This window comes from Streptomyces sp. NPDC017676 (assembly GCF_044329325.1).
Classification (GTDB): Bacteria; Actinomycetota; Actinomycetes; order Streptomycetales; family Streptomycetaceae; genus Streptomyces.
Map to the genome: position 1 here is coordinate 833,477 of NZ_JBIRJA010000001.1, position 14,683 is coordinate 848,159.

The window sequence follows — 14,683 nt, forward strand, 5'->3', positions numbered from 1 at the left end:
GGGCGTCCGTGCTGAGCGGGGTCAGACCGGACGCATGCGGTACAGCCCCGCCGAACAGCCAGGTAGCCTTGGGCCGTGCCCCGTCTGTCTGAAGTCATCGCCGCGCTGGAGAACCTGTGGCCGGCCGAGCGGGCCGAGTCCTGGGACGCGGTCGGCACGGTCGTGGGCGACCCCGCCCAGGAGGTCACCCGGGTCCTGTTCGCCGTCGACCCCGTCCAGGAGATCGTGGACGAGGCCGTGAAGCTCGGCGCCGACCTGCTGGTCACCCACCACCCGCTGTATCTGCGCGGCACGACCACGGTCGCGGCCACGCACTTCAAGGGCCGGGTCGTGCACACGCTGATCAAGAACGACATCGCTCTGCACGTCGCCCACACCAACGCCGACACCGCCGACCCGGGAGTCTCCGACGCCCTCGCCGGGGCCCTCGACCTCCGCGTCGTACGCCCCCTCGTGCCGGATCCCACCGACCCCGAGGGCCGCCGGGGCCTGGGCCGCGTCTGCGAACTCGACCACCCCCTCACCGTCCGTGAGCTGGCCGCCCGCGCCGCCGAGCGGCTGCCCGCCACCGCGCAGGGCATCCGGGTGGCCGGCGACCCCGAGTCCGTCGTCCGCACCATCGCCGTCAGCGGCGGCTCCGGCGACAGCCTCTTCGACCAGGTCCGCGCAGCCGGCGTCGACGCCTTCCTCACCGCTGACCTGCGCCACCACCCGGCCTCCGAGGCAGTGGCCCACAGTCCCCTCGCGCTGCTCGACGCGGCGCACTGGGCCACCGAGTGGCCCTGGTGCGAGCTGGCCGCGAGCCAGCTCGACGAGATCTCCGACCGTCACGGCTGGGACCTCCGCGTCCACGTCTCCAAGACGGTCACCGACCCCTGGACCGCCCACGCGGCGTCCACCGCCCACCCGTCGCCCACCACCACCCTTCCAACGAGCGCTTCGCGCGCCCCTTCCGATACCACGGGAGCCCCCAACTGAACGCCGCGCCCGCCGACCAGATCCGACTTCTCGACGTCCAGGCACTCGACGTCCGCCTGCAGCAGCTCGCGCACAAGCGGAGGTCCCTGCCCGAGCACGCCGAGATCGAGTCGCTGACGAAGGACCTCACGCAGCTGCGCGACCTGCTCGTGGCCGCGCAGACCGAGGAGAGCGACTGCGCCCGCGAGCAGACCAAGGCCGAGCAGGACGTCGACCAGGTGCGCCAGCGCGCCGCCCGCGACCAGCAACGCCTGGACTCCGGGGCGGTCACCTCGCCGAAGGACCTCTCCAACCTCCAGCACGAGATCGCCTCTCTCGCCAAGCGGCAGGGCGACCTGGAGGACGTCGTCCTGGAGGTCATGGAGCGCCGTGAGGCCGCGCAGGAGCGGGTGAACGAGCTGACCGGGCGGGTCGCCTCCGTGCAGTCGAAGATCGACGACGCGACCGGCCGCCGGGACGCGGCGTTCGAGGAGATCGACGGCGAGACCGCCTCGGTGACCAAGGAGCGCGAGGTCGTGGCGGCCTCCGTCCCCGCGGACCTGCTGAAGCTCTACGACAAGCTGCGCGAGCAGCAGGGCGGCATCGGCGCGGCCAAGCTGTACGCCCGCACCTGCCAGGGGTGCCGGCAGGAGCTGGCCATCACCGAGCTGAACGAGATCCGCGCGGCGGCGCCGGACACGGTGGTCCGCTGCGAGAACTGCCGCCGCATCCTGGTGCGTACGGCCGAGTCGGGTCTGTAGGGGGCTTCAGGGGTGCGGGAGTTCATCGTCGAGGCCGACGGCGGGTCGCGGGGCAACCCCGGGCCCGCGGGCTACGGGGCGGTCGTGCTCGACGGGGCCACGGGTGAGGCCCTGACCGAGGCCGCGGAGTACATCGGCGTCGCCACGAACAACGTCGCCGAGTACCGCGGCCTCCTGGCCGGCCTCCGTGCCGCGCACGCCCTCGACCCGTCGGCCCGGGTCCACGTCCGCATGGACTCCAAGCTCGTCATCGAGCAGATGTCGGGCCGCTGGAAGATCAAGCACCCCGACATGAAGCCACTGGCGACACAGGCGAGGTCCGTCTACCCCCCGGACCAGGTCACCTACGAGTGGATCCCCCGCGAGCGGAACAAACACGCGGACCGCTTGGCGAACGAGGCGATGGACGCGGGCGCGAAGGGCGAGCAGTGGTCACCGTCACGCTCCCGCGCGGCCCTCGACACCCCGCCCGCCACCCCCGAGCCGTCGGGCCCGCCCGGAGACGCGGCGGCGGGCGCGGCAAGGGCCCGCGCGGCCCTGGCGGAGGGCCGGGCCGCCGGTGCGGCTCCTGAACCCGCCGCCGCTGCGGGCAGTCGTGCCGCCGGTGCGGCACGGGTGGGCGATGGGGGTGCCCCCGCGCGAGCGACGCGGAGCGTGGGGGAGGCACCTCCCGGCGAGCAGCGCCCTACGACTCCCAGCGCCGGGCACGCTCTCGCCGAGGAGGGCCCTGCGCCGGCCGGCGAGGAGCGCCCGTCCAGCTCCGGCGCGGAGACCGTGCACGAGCAGCGCGTCACCAGTGCCCCCGGCTGGAGTGCCGCCCCCGACCTGGGCGCGCCCGCCACCCTGGTCCTCCTCCGGCACGGCGAAACCCCCCTGACCCCCCAGAAGCGCTTCTCCGGCAGCGGCGGCACCGACCCCTCCCTCTCCGCCGTGGGCCGGGAGCAGGCGCACCACGTCGCCGAGGCCCTGGCGCGGCGCGGCACCATACAGGCCGTCGTCGCCTCCCCCCTCGCCCGCACCCGGGAGACCGCCGGGATCGTCGCCGCCCGTCTGAACCTGGACGTCACGCTCGAAGACGGCCTGCGCGAGACGGACTTCGGCGCCTGGGAGGGCCTGACCTTCGGCGAGGTCCGCGAGCGCCACCCGGACGACCTCGACGCCTGGCTCGCCGACCCGGAGGCCCACCCCACCGGCGGCGGCGAGAGCTTCGCCGAGACGGCCGTCCGGATCGCCGCGACCCGCGACAAGCTGATCGCGGCCCACGCGGGCCGTACGGTCCTGCTGGTCACGCACGTCACCCCGATCAAGACCTTCGTCCGCCTCGCGCTCGGCGCCCCGCCCGAGTCGCTGTTCCGGATGGAGCTCTCGGCGGCCTCCCTGTCGGCGGTGGCGTACTACGCGGACGGCAACGCGAGCGTGCGGCTGTTCAACGACACCTCTCACCTGCGCCCCTGAGTCACCCGGGCGGCTGCGCCCCTGAGTCACCCGGGCGGCGACGCCCTTGAGTCACCTGGCCGGTTGCGCCCCCGAGCCGCCCGGGGGCCTCAACCCGGCCGCCGTACGCGCCAGTTCCTCGATCCGCCCCCAGTCCCGGGCGGCCACCGCCTCCTCCGGAACCATCCAGCTCCCGCCCACGCAGCCGACGTTGGGGAGGGCCAGGTACGCCGGCGCGGTCTCCGGCCCGATCCCGCCCGTGGGACAGAACCGGGCCTGCGGCAACGGCCCGGCCAGCGACCGCAGGTACGCCGTACCGCCCGCCGCCTGTGCCGGGAAGAACTTCATCTCCCGCACCCCGCGCTCCAGCAGCGCGACGACCTCCGAGGTGGTCGACACCCCGGGCAGGAACGGCAGCCCGGACCCGCGCATCGCCTCCAGCAGCGCCTCCGTCCACCCGGGACTGACCAGGAACCGCGCCCCGTCCGCCGTACAGGCGTCCACCTGCTCCGGCGTGATCACCGTACCCGCCCCGACCACGGCCTCCGGGACCTCGGCGGCGATGGCCCGGAGCGCGGCGGGCGCGGCCGGGGTGCGCAGGGTCACCTCGATCGCGGGCAGCCCGCCCGCGACCAGCGCCCGCGCCAGCGGTACGGCGTCGGCGGCGTCGGAGAGCACCACCACGGGCACGACGGGGGCGAGATCCAGCACGGAGGCAGCCGGGAACGGGGGCAGCGGCGAGGTCATGCGCTCATCGTGCCCAGGGACTGCAATCTCCGCAATGAGCGTTGCGTATGCTGCAACGCCTCACGGTGTCGTCACGGTGTCCTCAGTGGACCTCGTCCACCAGCACATCCAGCGCCCACGCCTTGCCCGTCTTCCCGGGCGCCTCCGCCTCCACGACGTAACCCAGCTCCCGCAGCACCCCCACCAGCTCCGCCGGATCCTTCGGCGCGACCCCGGAGGTCAACAGGCTGCGGACGATCCGGCCCTTCGTCGCCTTGTTGAAGTGGCTGACGACCTTGCGGGTCGGCGCGTGCAGCACCCGTACCGTCGCCGTGTGCCCGGCCACCTCGCCCTTCGGGCGCCAGGCCGCCGCGTACGCCGAGGACCGCAGGTCGAGGACCAGGCCGTCGGCCGCCGCCGGCAGCACCTCGGCCATCGGCGCCCGCCAGTGCCCGGCCAGCGCGCCCAGCCCCGGCAGCTTCACCCCCATCGAGCAGCGGTAGGAGGGAATCCGGTCCGTCACCCGAACCGCACCCCACAGCCCGGAGAAGACCAGCAGCGACTCCGCCGCACGGCGCCGCGCCGCCGCGTCCAGCGTGGCCAGGCCGAGGGCGTCGTACAGGACACCGGTGTAGACCTCCCCGGCCGGGCGGGCGCCTGCCGTGTGCAGCCCGGCGTTCTTCGCGACCTCGCCGCGCAGCCCCTCGCTCAGCCCCAGCACCTCGCGCGCCTTGACCTCGTCACCGGAGCACAGCTCGACCAGCTCCCCGAGCACGGCCTCCCGCGCGGCGGTCAGCCCCGGCAGGGACAGCGACTCCAGCTGAAGCGGGGCACCCTCGCCCGCGTTCGCCTTGCCTTCCGAGGGCGGCAGCAGGACCAGCAACACGTACTCCTCACGTAGACCTCCGCGCCAGGGTACGGCGTGACTCCCGTGCCACCTCGGCCTACGCTCGCTCCATGCCCCGCCGCAAGATCCGCGTCACCGGCGCCCCCGAAGCCCCCCTCCGCGCCGCGCTCGCCGCGCTCCGCTCCGAGCTCGGCATCCCGGAGGCCTTCCCGCCGGAGGTCCAGGCGGCGGCCGAGCAGGCGGCCAAGGACCCGGCCCTGCCGCTGTACGACGGCACCGACATCCCCTTCTTCACCCTGGACCCGCCCACTTCCACCGACCTCGACCAGGCCGCCCACCTGTCCCGGCGGGGCACCGGCTACCGCGTCCGGTACGCCATCGCCGACGTCGCCGCCTTCGTCGCACCCGGCGGAGCCCTGGACGCGGAGGCGCACCGGCGGGTGACCACCCTGTACTTCCCGGACGAGAGGGTCCCGCTGCACCCCACCGTGCTCAGCGAGGGCGCGGCCAGCCTGCTGCCCGGCCGGACCCGGCCCGCCGCGCTGTGGACGATCGACCTGGACGCGGAGGGCCGCACCCTCGCCGTCGACGTGCGCCGGGCCCTGGTCCGCAGCCGGGCCAAGCTCGACTACGCCCACGTACAGCGGGACATCGACGCGGGAACGGCCGAGGAACCCGTCGCGCTGCTCAGGGAGATCGGCGAGGCACGGGAACGCCTGGAGGCCGAGCGCGGCGGGATCTCCCTGCACGTGCCCGAACAGGAGATCGTCGAGCAGGACCACACCTACGCGCTGCGCTACCGCGCCCCGCTGCCCGCCGACCGCTGGAACGCCCAGCTCTCCCTGCTCACCGGCATGGCCGCCGCCGATCTCATGCTCGCCCACGGCACCGGCATCCTGCGCACCCTCCCCACCGCCCCCGACGGCGCCGTCGGGCGGCTGCGCCGTACCGCCACCGCCCTGCACATCGACTGGCCGCACCACGTGTCGTACGCGGCCCTGCTGCGCACCCTGGACCCGCACGACCCGCACCACGCGGCCTTCCTCCAGGAGTGCACCACCCTGCTGCGCGGGGCCGGCTACACCGTCTTCCGGGACGGCGAGCTGCCCGCGCTCACCACGCACGCGGCCGTCGCCGCCGCCTACGCGCACTGCACCGCCCCGCTGCGCCGCCTCGCCGACCGGTACGCCTCGGAGATCTGCCTCGCCGCCGTCGCCGGCCACGAGACGCCCGACTGGGTGCTCGCGGTGCTGGACGCGCTGCCCCGGCGGATGGCCGACGGCTCCCGGCGCGCGGGCACGGTCGAGCGCGAGTGCGTCGACATCGTGGAGGCGGCCCTGCTCAAGGACCGGGTCGGGGACGTCTTCGACGGCTGTGTCGTGGACGTGGACGAGCGCCGGCCGACCGTGGGCACCGTCCAGGTGATGTCCCCGGCGGTCATCGGACGCGTCGAGGGCACGGACCTGCCGCTCGGCGAACGCCTGCGCGTCCGGCTCACCAGCGCCGACCCGGGCACGTCGAAGATCCTCTTCGCCGTGGCGTGAGCGCCTGCACGAGCGCGGCATGGAATGGCGGCTTCCGGCGCTGTAGCCGGTGACTGGGGCGCGACGGGCGCCGGCGGCGGGAGTCGTGAGGGGACGGTCCGATGGGGGAACAGGCACGGTGGACACGGGCCCGGCTGGGCCGCTGCGGGCCCCCGCTCGACCTGCTCACCGCGAGCTTCCGCCGGCACGTCTACGCCCCGCACGCCCATGACGAGTACACGATCGGCGTCTGCGTCGGCGGCTCCGAGATCATCGACTACCGGGGCGGCCACATCCGCACCGGCCCCGGCACGATCGTCGTCCTCGAACCCGGCGAGATGCACACCGGCGGCCCCGGCAACCCCACCGACGGCTACGCCTACCGCGCCCTGTACGCCGAGCCGTCCCTGCTGGCAGACGGCACCCTCTGCGGCCTGCCGCACTTCCGCGAGCCCCTCATCGACGACCCGGCGCTCGCCCGGGCCCTGCGCACCGCCCACACGCGACTCAGCGCCTGCCCCGACCCGCTGGAGGCCGAATCCGTTCTGCCCTGGGTGCTCACGGCCCTCGCCCGCCGGCACTCCACGGCACGCCCGCTCCCCGACCGCGTGCCCGGCGCCGACGCCATAGCCCGCACGGTCCGCGACCGCCTCGCCGACGAACTCACCGACCCGCCCTCCCTGGCCCTGCTCGCCACCGACCTCGGCCTGTCCCGCTACCAGCTCCTGCGCGCCTTCCGTACGACGATGGGCATACCCCCCTACGCCTGGCTCGCCCAGCACCGGGTCACCAAGGCGCGCGTCCTGCTGGAGAGCGGCCTGCGCCCCGCCGAGGTGGCCACCCTCGTCGGCTTCGCCGACCAGGCCCACCTGACCCGCTGGTTCCGCCGGGTGCTCGGGGTGACCCCGGCGGCCTACCGCAACAGCGTTCAAGACAGGCCCGGACCGGGAGGCCGACACTCGGCCGTATGACTGCACGCGGCTGGTTCCTGTTCTCCCTGATGGGAGTGGTCTGGGGCATCCCCTATCTGATGATCAAGGTGGCGGTGGACGCGGTGTCCCCGCCCGTGGTGGTGTTCACGCGCTGTGCGCTCGGCGCGGCCCTGCTGCTCCCGTTCGCCCTCCGCCAGGGCGGCTTCGGGGACGCGATACGACGTCACTGGCGTCCCATGCTGGCCTTCGCGGTCCTGGAGATCATGATCCCCTGGTTCACCCTGACCGACGCCGAACGGCACCTGTCCAGCTCGACGGCGGGCCTGCTGATCGCGGGCGTGCCGATCGTCGGCGTGGTCCTGGCCCGGCTCCTGGGCGACACGGAACACCTCGGCGTCCGCCGGGTCTCGGGCCTGACCCTGGGGCTGGCCGGGGTGGCGGTCCTCACCCTCCCGCACCTCACCGGTGGCGACGCCCGCTCCCTGGCGGAGGTCCTGGTGACGGTCCTGGGCTACGCCACGGCCCCTCTGATCGCCGCCCGCCGCCTCAAGGAGGTCCCGTCCCTCCATCTGACGGCCGCCTGCCTCACCCTGGCCGCCCTGGTCTACGCCCCCGCGGCAGCCCTCACCCGCCCGGACGCCCTGCCCTCTCCCACCGTCCTGGCCGCGCTGGCCGGCCTGGGCGTGATCTGCACGGCGGTGGCGTTCGTGGCGTTCCTGGAGCTGATCAAGGAGGCCGGTCCCACCCGGGCCACGGTGATCACCTACGTCAACCCGGCGGTGGCGGTGGCGGCCGGCGCCCTCTTCCTTGACGAAGCGCTGACCCTCCCCGTGCTGGCCGCCTTCGCCCTCATCCTGGCCGGCTCGGTCCTCGCGACGGCCGCGGGTCCGCGACGGGGCACGCGCCCGGTACCATGGTCGACACGGCAGACGAGCCGGGCGGACGGCCGCGTGGAGTCCCCTTAGGGGCTTCCCGAGGAACGTCCGGGCTCCACAGGGCAGGGTGGTGGCTAACGGCCACCCGGGGTGACCCGCGGGACAGTGCCACAGAAAGCAGACCGCCGGGGGCCTCGGCCCTCGGTAAGGGTGAAACGGTGGTGTAAGAGACCACCAGTGCCCAGGGTGACCTGGGCAGCTAGGTAAACCCCACCCGGAGCAAGGTCAAGAGGGGCCGCCTTTCGCGAGAGGGGCGTCCCTGCGCGGACGATCGAGGGCGGCCCGCCCGAGTCCGCGGGTAGACCGCACGAGGCCGGCGGCAACGCCGGCCCTAGATGGATGGCCGTCGCCCCGGCGTCCGCGAGGACACCGGGGAACAGAACCCGGCGTACAGCCCGACTCGTCTGCCTTTCGTTGCCCCACCAGCCTTGCCGCTGTGAGCCGCCGCCCGCATGCGGCGACCTCCCGACCTCTCTTGCCGGTGCGAGCGCCTGAGACCCTGCGCGCCGTGCGCGCGTCCGGCGTCTTCGCGGTGAACCTGCTGCACGACGGCGGCCGGCGGGTGGCGCAGGTGTCCGCCCGGCCGGGACAGGACCGGTTCGGGCAGGTCGACTGGCGGGCCTCGCCCGGCGCTGGGCTGCCCTGGCCGGCCGAGGACGCCTTCGCCGTGGCCGAACACCGGGTTCCGAATCTTTGCGAAATGCCTGATCATACTGTCGTCATCGGTGAGGTGACCGGTGTCGTCCAGGAGCCGGGTCTCCCCCTGTTCCGCGGGGCGCGGTGGTTCGCCGCCTGGCCGGGCGGCACGGTTCCGCGGCCGCTCGCGACGTCCGAGGGGGTGGCGTCGTCACAGGCCCGCACGCGGACCCACTGGCCCGCTTCCTGCTCGCCGTCGCCCGGGTGGTGCTGCTCAGCCACCTGTTCGGCCTGCTGGTGGGCCGGCTCGGACAGGCGCCGGTGATCGGGGAGATCCCCGGCGAACTGCTGCTCGGACCGTCCGCCCCCGGCACCGCACGGACTACCGGAGCCGCCACGGCGGCAGACGCGTCCTGATCCGCGCCTCCCGGGGGCGGCCATCGGGCCGGCCCATGTCGCGGCGTTCGTCCCAGGCTTCAGGACCGTCCCAGAGAGGAAAGAACCCATCGTGTCCAACGCCACCCGATCCGGTCCGCGCAACCGGCCGCCCCGCACCGCGTCCCCTTCCGTGCCGTGGGGCCTGTTCACCCTTCCGTTCCGCGGTCACACCTGGCGGCGCCTGCTGTACGCCCTGGTGGTGCCGCTCGTCGCCGGGCTCGTCCTCGTGCTCCAGTTCGTCATGAAGGCCGCCCAGGACGGTGGACACCCGGGAGTGGGGCCGCTGGTGCTGTTCGGGGCGCTGCTGGTCGCGGCCGTGGTGGGCCCCGCCTTCGAGCGCATGCGTCTGCGGTTCTTCTTCGGTGAGCGCCTCGGGCCGCGTGACGGCGGCCGTTTCGCGGGCACCGTCGCGTTCTTCTTCGTCAACACGCTGCTGACCACGCTGTCGTTCGCGGCCACCGTCGGCTGGATCGTCGTCTCCGCGCGCAATCTGACCTACCCGATCTGGGGCTGGGCGCCCTATCCCGACCCCGCGTGGGGCGGGCCGAGCCCGGTCGGCGCGGTCACGCTGCACTTCGCGGCCGGCGTGGTGGCCTTCTTCGCGCTGCCGTGGGTGGTCGTCCGGGTCACCGAATGGCAGCGCGCAGCCGTACGCCGGTTCGCGGCGGGGGAGCGCTGACCGCGGCCCTGTCCCGGGCTCGGTCGTACCCGGGCAGGCCATCCGGGTGCGCGGGGCGGGGGAGAGCCTCCTGTGCCCGGCGGGCAGCGAGACCGGCTCCGCCGGGGTCCGGGTGAGCGGCGGCGGTGCCGGGGTGGCCGGGTCCTCGGCGGACAGCAGCACCGACAGCTCCGGGATGATCTCCCGGTGCCGGTCCAGCGTCAGCTGTACGGCGGCGGCGCTCCCGGCGCAGCCGTCGGCTCACTCCTCGAACAGCGTCTCCTGTTCGCCCTCCGCCCGTTGCCGTACCCGGCGGTTGCGGGCGCCCACCATCAGGGCCGTCGCCGCCGCGGTCACGCCGAGGGCGACCGGGACCATCCAGCCGCGGTCGAAGACGTGGCCGAGGGCGTGGTCGAGGGAGAGGCGGCCCGGGCCGGCGACGGCGAGGCCGGCCGCGGCCAGGCCGAGGGTCGCCGCGTACTCGTATCCGCCCTCCTGCGCGAAGAAGCCGTGGGGCATGTGCACCGCCGCCGCCCCCGCCATCCCGCCGGCCGCCGCCGCGCCCGCCGCCGGGGTCGCGAGGCCCAGGGCCAGCAGGGTGCCGCCGCCCGCCTCCGCCAGGCCCGACGCCGTCGCGCTCAGCTTGCCGGGCGCGTAGCCGATGGACTCCATGTACTGGCCGGTGCCCTCCAGCCCGTGCCCGCCGAACCAGCCGAACAGCTTCTGCGCGCCGTGCGCCGCCAGTACCCCGCCGGTGCTCAGCCGGAGCAGCAGCAGGCCCAGATCACGTCGGTCGTAACAGGTCACGGTGACTCCCCAGCGACAGGCGGACACGTCCCCTCCCGCGTCCCACCCTCGCACCGCCGACGCCGCCCGGCCCCTCCTCGCTGCCGTTCGGGTGGCGGGACCGCCGGCGCGGTGTGAGCCTGACGCCATGACGATTCAGCCGGCCAAGCTCAGCGACCCCGCGGTCCGGGCCTTCGTCCACGCCGTCAACGCCCACGACCGCGAGGGCTTCATGGCCCTGCTCACGCCGGGGGCGACCATGGCCGACGACGGCTCCGACCGGGACCTCGCCGACTGGATCGACCGGGAGATCTTCGCCTCCCACGGCCATATGGAGGTCGACAACGAGTCCGACGGCGGCCGGACCCTGCTCGCCCGCTACCGCAACGACACCTGGGGCGAGATGCGCACCCGGTGGAGCTTCACCGTCGAGGACGACGGGCGGATCTCGCGGTTCGAGACCGGGCAGGCGTAACAGGGCCCGGGCGTAAGAGGGCCCATGCGTAAGAGGGCCCATGCGTAAGAGGGCCCAGGTGCAAGAGGCCCCAGGTGTAAGAGGCCCCAGGCTCAAGAGAGTCCAGACCTCGGGAAAGCCTCCCGACGCTTGTGTTCGCGTGCACTCCAAGCCCTAGCGTCCCCTCCATGACGACACGGACGCTGGGACGCAGTGGCATCGAGGTGAGCGCGCTCGGATTCGGGTGCTGGGCCATCGGGGGCGAGCACCAGACCGCCGACGGGCAGCCCGTCGGCTGGGGGAAGGTGGACGACGAGGAGTCCGTACGGGCCGTGCGCCGGGCGCTGGACCTCGGCGTCACCTTCTTCGACACCGCCGACTCCTACGGCACCGGGCACAGCGAGGAGATCCTCGGCAAGGCCCTCGGCAAGCGGCGGGACGACGTCGTCCTCGCCACCAAGTGGGGCAACGTCTTCGACGCGGACACCCGCACCCTCACCGGCACCGACGCCACCCCCGAGTACGCCCGTCGGGCCCTCACCGCCTCCCTGCGCCGCCTCGGCACCGACCGCGTCGACCTGTACCAGCTCCACATCTCCGACGCCGACCCGGCACGGGCCGCCGAACTCCGCGACGCCTGCGAGGAGTTCGTCGCCGAAGGGCTCGTCCGTGCCTACGGCTGGAGCACCGACGACCCGGCGCGGGCCGCCGTCTTCGCCGAGGGCCCGCACTGCACGGCGGTCCAGCACGCGCTCAACGTCCTCCAGGACGCACCGGAACTCGTGGCCCTGTGCGAGCGGCTGGAGCTGGCGAGCGTCAACCGCAGCCCGCTGGCCATGGGGTTGCTCGCCGGGCGGCGCGGCGGTCCGCTGGAGGCCGGGGACATCCGGAGCCGGCCGCCCGCCTGGCTCCCGGGGTACGCGGACGACGGCTCCGGCGCCGATCCCGAGTGGCTGGCCCGGATCGACGCGGTCCGCTCCGTCCTCACCAGCGACGGCCGCAGCCTCGCTCAGGGCGCCCTCGCCTGGCTGTGGGCCCGCAGCCCGCGCACGGTGCCCATCCCCGGCTTCCGGACCGTCGCCCAGGCCGAGGAGAACGCCGGGGCGCTCGCGAAGGGGCCGCTCACCGCGGCACAGTCGGCCGAGATCGACCGTCTGCTCGGCAGGTGAGCGGCCCGGGGACCGTACGGGAGGGGCCGGCACGGCGGGTGCCGCGGGATGACGCCGGCACGCGGACCATCGGATTTTCATAAGGCGGCAAATTCCGTACCGTCTCGGCCATCAGTTCGTGAAGTCCCTGCTCGACGCGGTGTACGGTCCCCGGGTGCGTGAATGTTCCCGGCTCAGCCGGCGTGCCGTCCTCGGGCTGACGGCCGCCGCCCTTCCTCTGTCCACGGCCACCTCCGCCGCCGCGGCGACCGTCGTCGGCGGCGAGCGGCTGGCCCGCACCGGCGTCCAGGTGCGCGGCGCCGGCGGGCTGCCGAAGAAGCTCACCGCCCGCTCGTGGCTGGTCGCCGACTGCGAGAGCGGTGAGGTGCTCGCCGCGTTCGACGCGCACCGGCGGCTCGCGCCCGCGTCCACGCTGAAGATGCTGTTCGCGGACACCGTGCTGAAGAAGTTCGACCGCGCCGAGCGGTACAAGGTGACCGACGCCGACCTCGCCGACATCCCGGCCGGATCCAGCCTCGTCGGCATCAAGCCGGGCATCACCTACACCGTCGAGCAACTGTGGCAGGGCGTGTTCCTGCGCTCGGGCAACGACGCCGTGCACGTGCTGTCCCACATGAACGGCGGCATCGCGAAGACCGTCGCCGAGATGCAGGCCAAGGCCGCGGACCTCCAGGCCCTGGACACCCATGTGGTCAGCCCCGACGGCTTCGACCACAAGGGACAGCTCTCCTCGGCGTACGACCTCACGCTCTTCGCCCGTCACGGCCTGAAGGACCCCGACTTCCGCGCCTACTGCGGCACGCGGACCGCCGACTTCCCGGCGGGCGGGAAGAAGACCTTCCAGATCCAGAACACCGACCGTCTGCTGACCGGGGCGTGGGGTCTGAAGACCTACGACGGCCTGATCGGTGTCAAGAACGGTTACACCAGCCATGCCGGGAACACCTTCACCGGCGCGGCCACCCGGGGCGGGCGCACCCTGCTGGTCAGCGTGATGCACCCCGACGAGGGCGGCAACGCCGTCTACGAGCACACCGCCGCGCTGCTCGACTGGGGCTTCACCCACGGGCGTTCGGCCCGGCCGGTGGGCCTGCTGGTCGAACCGCTCAGCGCGGGCGGGGCGAGCGCGAGCCCGGTGCCCGCGCCGAAGGCGGTGCAGGCGGCGGCGGCCGGCGCACCCGGCTCGGCGTCCGGCGGCTCGGCGTGGCGGATCGCGGAGGGCGCCGCCGGGGCGCTCGCGCTGCTGGGAGCGGGAGCCTGGACCCTGCGCAGGCGCCGGGCACGGACGGCGGGGGCACCGGCGGACGACGGAGCGGAGACGGGAGGCGGGCGCCGGCGCTGACCGGGGCGCCGGCGCGGGTGGTCGTACCGTACCGGCGCTGAGCGGTCGTACCGCCCGCCCCGCCGCCGAGGCGGCCGTACGGCGGTATGTGGCGGCGGTCGTTCCACCGGCCGGTGTGTACCCCGCGGCGCGCCGCGAGGTCCACCCCCAACTCCCGTCCGGTGGAACGGCCGCCGCCTCCCCCCTCGCAGTGGCCGCGGAACCTTTGTGCTCCAACTGTGAAGCTCTCGTGGAGAAGAGTTGAGCACACGTCACGTACCGGCCGCAATAGCGCGGATGTTCAAATTCCGTTTGCGGGGGCGGGCGGAGCCCGCCTCAGCCCCGCCCGATGTACGGCATCGCCGTCGCCACTACCGTCGCGAACTGCACGTTCGCCTCCAGCGGCAGCTCCGCCATGTGCCGCACCGTGCGCGCCACATCGGCCACGTCCATCACCGGCTCCGGGACCACCTCCCCGTTCGCCTGGAGCGCGCCCGTCCCCATCCGGGCCGTCATGTCCGTCGCCGCGTTGCCGATGTCGATCTGCCCGACCGCGATGCGGTACGGCCGGCCGTCCAGCGAGAGCGACTTGGTCAGGCCGGTCAGCGCGTGCTTGGTCGCGGTGTAGGCGACCGAGTGCGGGCGGGGCGTGTGGGCCGAGATGGAGCCGTTGTTGATGATCCGGCCGCCCTGGGGGTCCTGCTCCTTCATCCGCCGGTAGGCCGCCTGGGCGCACAGGAACGCGCCGTTGAGGTTGGTGTCCACCACGTGCCGCCAGGCGTCGTAGGGCAGTTCCTCGACCGGGACCCCGCCGGGCCCGAAGGTCCCCGCGTTGTTGAACAGCAGGTCCACCCGGCCGAACCGCTCCACGGTCGCCGCGAACAGCGCCTCGACGTCCTCGGGCCGCGACACGTCGGCGGGCACGGCGAGCGAGGCCGCTTCCGGCACCAGCGCCGCCGTCCCGGCCAACGGCTCCGCGCGCCGGCCGGCCAGTGCCACCGACCAGCCGGCGCGCAGCAGTTCCACGGCGACGGCCCGCCCGATGCCGGAGCCGGCCCCGGTCACCACCGCGATGTTCGATTGCCTGTCAGTCATGGTTCCGCAGC

14 protein-coding genes, 1 other RNA gene and 2 pseudogenes are annotated in these 14,683 nt (G+C 74.1%); 13 read left to right on the top strand and 4 right to left on the bottom strand.

What is annotated here, in order from left to right; genetic code table 11:
- The first annotated feature begins 75 nt into the window (after positions 1–75).
- Genes ACH4LD_RS03720 through ACH4LD_RS03730 form a run of 3 tightly spaced genes read left to right on the top strand, consistent with a single transcriptional unit; the run spans position 76 to position 3,173 of the window.
- Positions 76–978, top strand: coding sequence for a Nif3-like dinuclear metal center hexameric protein (locus ACH4LD_RS03720; RefSeq protein ID WP_398053490.1), 903 nt, complete (start codon positions 76–78; stop codon positions 976–978).
- Positions 975–1,718: a C4-type zinc ribbon domain-containing protein gene (locus ACH4LD_RS03725; protein ID WP_132784172.1), complete on the top strand. Its 744-nt coding sequence runs from the start codon at positions 975–977 to the stop codon at positions 1,716–1,718. Before ACH4LD_RS03720 ends, ACH4LD_RS03725 begins: the two co-directional genes overlap by 4 nt.
- A gap of 12 nt (positions 1,719–1,730) precedes the next feature.
- Positions 1,731–3,173, top strand: a complete 1,443-nt coding sequence (locus ACH4LD_RS03730) for a bifunctional RNase H/acid phosphatase (RefSeq protein ID WP_398053491.1) — start codon at positions 1,731–1,733, stop codon at positions 3,171–3,173.
- 51 nt (positions 3,174–3,224) lie between these two features.
- On the opposite strand, the gene eda is transcribed toward ACH4LD_RS03730, so the two are convergent.
- Both eda and yaaA read right to left on the bottom strand, forming a co-directional pair.
- Positions 3,225–3,899 (bottom strand): bifunctional 4-hydroxy-2-oxoglutarate aldolase/2-dehydro-3-deoxy-phosphogluconate aldolase, encoded by a 675-nt coding sequence (eda, locus tag ACH4LD_RS03735; protein ID WP_398053492.1) that lies wholly within the window; start codon positions 3,897–3,899, stop codon positions 3,225–3,227.
- An 82-nt stretch (positions 3,900–3,981) separates the two neighbouring features.
- Positions 3,982–4,761 (bottom strand): peroxide stress protein YaaA, encoded by a 780-nt coding sequence (gene yaaA / locus ACH4LD_RS03740; protein WP_398053611.1) that lies wholly within the window; start codon positions 4,759–4,761, stop codon positions 3,982–3,984.
- Positions 4,762–4,835: 74 nt separating this feature from the next.
- Here yaaA and ACH4LD_RS03745 point away from each other — a divergent pair, with 74 nt between their 5' ends.
- The 7 genes and pseudogenes from ACH4LD_RS03745 to ACH4LD_RS03775 all read left to right on the top strand — a co-directional run bounded on the left by ACH4LD_RS03745 (position 4,836) and on the right by ACH4LD_RS03775 (position 9,868).
- Positions 4,836–6,269, top strand: coding sequence for an RNB domain-containing ribonuclease (locus tag ACH4LD_RS03745; RefSeq protein ID WP_398053493.1), 1,434 nt, complete (start codon positions 4,836–4,838; stop codon positions 6,267–6,269).
- A gap of 101 nt (positions 6,270–6,370) precedes the next feature.
- Complete coding sequence (locus tag ACH4LD_RS03750; protein ID WP_398053494.1) at positions 6,371–7,219, top strand: AraC family ligand binding domain-containing protein; 849 nt, start codon at positions 6,371–6,373, stop codon at positions 7,217–7,219.
- Positions 7,216–8,043 (top strand): annotated as a pseudogene (locus tag ACH4LD_RS03755) (DMT family transporter); the annotation flags it as partial. The gene ACH4LD_RS03750 and the pseudogene ACH4LD_RS03755, both read left to right, overlap by 4 nt.
- 67 nt (positions 8,044–8,110) lie before the next feature.
- An RNA gene (gene rnpB, locus ACH4LD_RS03760) (RNase P RNA component class A) lies at positions 8,111–8,522 on the top strand.
- Between the two features lie 74 nt (positions 8,523–8,596).
- A pseudogene (locus tag ACH4LD_RS03765) lies at positions 8,597–8,854 on the top strand (flavin reductase); the annotation flags it as partial.
- Positions 8,855–8,895: 41 nt separating this feature from the next.
- Positions 8,896–9,168, top strand: coding sequence for a hypothetical protein (locus tag ACH4LD_RS03770; RefSeq protein WP_398053616.1), 273 nt, complete (start codon positions 8,896–8,898; stop codon positions 9,166–9,168).
- 91 nt (positions 9,169–9,259) lie between these two features.
- Positions 9,260–9,868 (top strand): hypothetical protein, encoded by a 609-nt coding sequence (locus tag ACH4LD_RS03775; RefSeq protein WP_398053495.1) that lies wholly within the window; start codon positions 9,260–9,262, stop codon positions 9,866–9,868.
- 240 nt (positions 9,869–10,108) lie between these two features.
- On the opposite strand, the gene ACH4LD_RS03780 is transcribed toward ACH4LD_RS03775, so the two are convergent.
- A complete protein-coding gene (locus tag ACH4LD_RS03780; RefSeq protein ID WP_132783724.1) occupies positions 10,109–10,654 on the bottom strand; it encodes a DoxX family membrane protein in 546 nt (181 codons plus the stop codon).
- A gap of 127 nt (positions 10,655–10,781) precedes the next feature.
- On the opposite strand from ACH4LD_RS03780, the gene ACH4LD_RS03785 reads away from it, so the two are divergent.
- The 3 genes from ACH4LD_RS03785 (at position 10,782) to ACH4LD_RS03795 (ending at position 13,598) form a co-directional block, all read left to right on the top strand.
- The gene (locus ACH4LD_RS03785; RefSeq protein ID WP_398053496.1) at positions 10,782–11,108 is read left to right on the top strand and encodes a nuclear transport factor 2 family protein; all 327 of its coding nucleotides are present in this window, start codon (positions 10,782–10,784) and stop codon (positions 11,106–11,108) included.
- Between the two features lie 167 nt (positions 11,109–11,275).
- Positions 11,276–12,256: an aldo/keto reductase gene (locus tag ACH4LD_RS03790; RefSeq protein ID WP_398053497.1), complete on the top strand. Its 981-nt coding sequence runs from the start codon at positions 11,276–11,278 to the stop codon at positions 12,254–12,256.
- A 118-nt stretch (positions 12,257–12,374) separates the two neighbouring features.
- A complete protein-coding gene (locus tag ACH4LD_RS03795; RefSeq protein WP_398053498.1) occupies positions 12,375–13,598 on the top strand; it encodes a D-alanyl-D-alanine carboxypeptidase family protein in 1,224 nt (407 codons plus the stop codon).
- 315 nt (positions 13,599–13,913) lie between these two features.
- Here the strand turns inward: ACH4LD_RS03795 and ACH4LD_RS03800 are convergent, their stop codons facing one another.
- Positions 13,914–14,672, bottom strand: a complete 759-nt coding sequence (locus tag ACH4LD_RS03800; protein WP_398053499.1) for an SDR family oxidoreductase — start codon at positions 14,670–14,672, stop codon at positions 13,914–13,916.
- Positions 14,673–14,683: the final 11 nt, after the last annotated feature.

What these genes read in the sequence shown, in the direction of transcription:
- ACH4LD_RS03790 (WP_398053497.1), top strand. Translation starts at nt 11,276, where the DNA reads ATGACGACACGGACGCTGGGACGCAGTGGCATCGAGGTGAGCGCGCTC.
- ACH4LD_RS03750 (WP_398053494.1), top strand. Translation starts at nt 6,371, where the DNA reads ATGGGGGAACAGGCACGGTGGACACGGGCCCGGCTGGGCCGCTGCGGG.
- ACH4LD_RS03785 (WP_398053496.1), top strand. Translation starts at nt 10,782, where the DNA reads ATGACGATTCAGCCGGCCAAGCTCAGCGACCCCGCGGTCCGGGCCTTC.
- ACH4LD_RS03745 (WP_398053493.1), top strand. Translation starts at nt 4,836, where the DNA reads ATGCCCCGCCGCAAGATCCGCGTCACCGGCGCCCCCGAAGCCCCCCTC.
- ACH4LD_RS03800 (WP_398053499.1), bottom strand. Translation starts at nt 14,672, where the DNA reads ATGACTGACAGGCAATCGAACATCGCGGTGGTGACCGGGGCCGGCTCC.
- eda (WP_398053492.1), bottom strand. Translation starts at nt 3,899, where the DNA reads ATGACCTCGCCGCTGCCCCCGTTCCCGGCTGCCTCCGTGCTGGATCTC.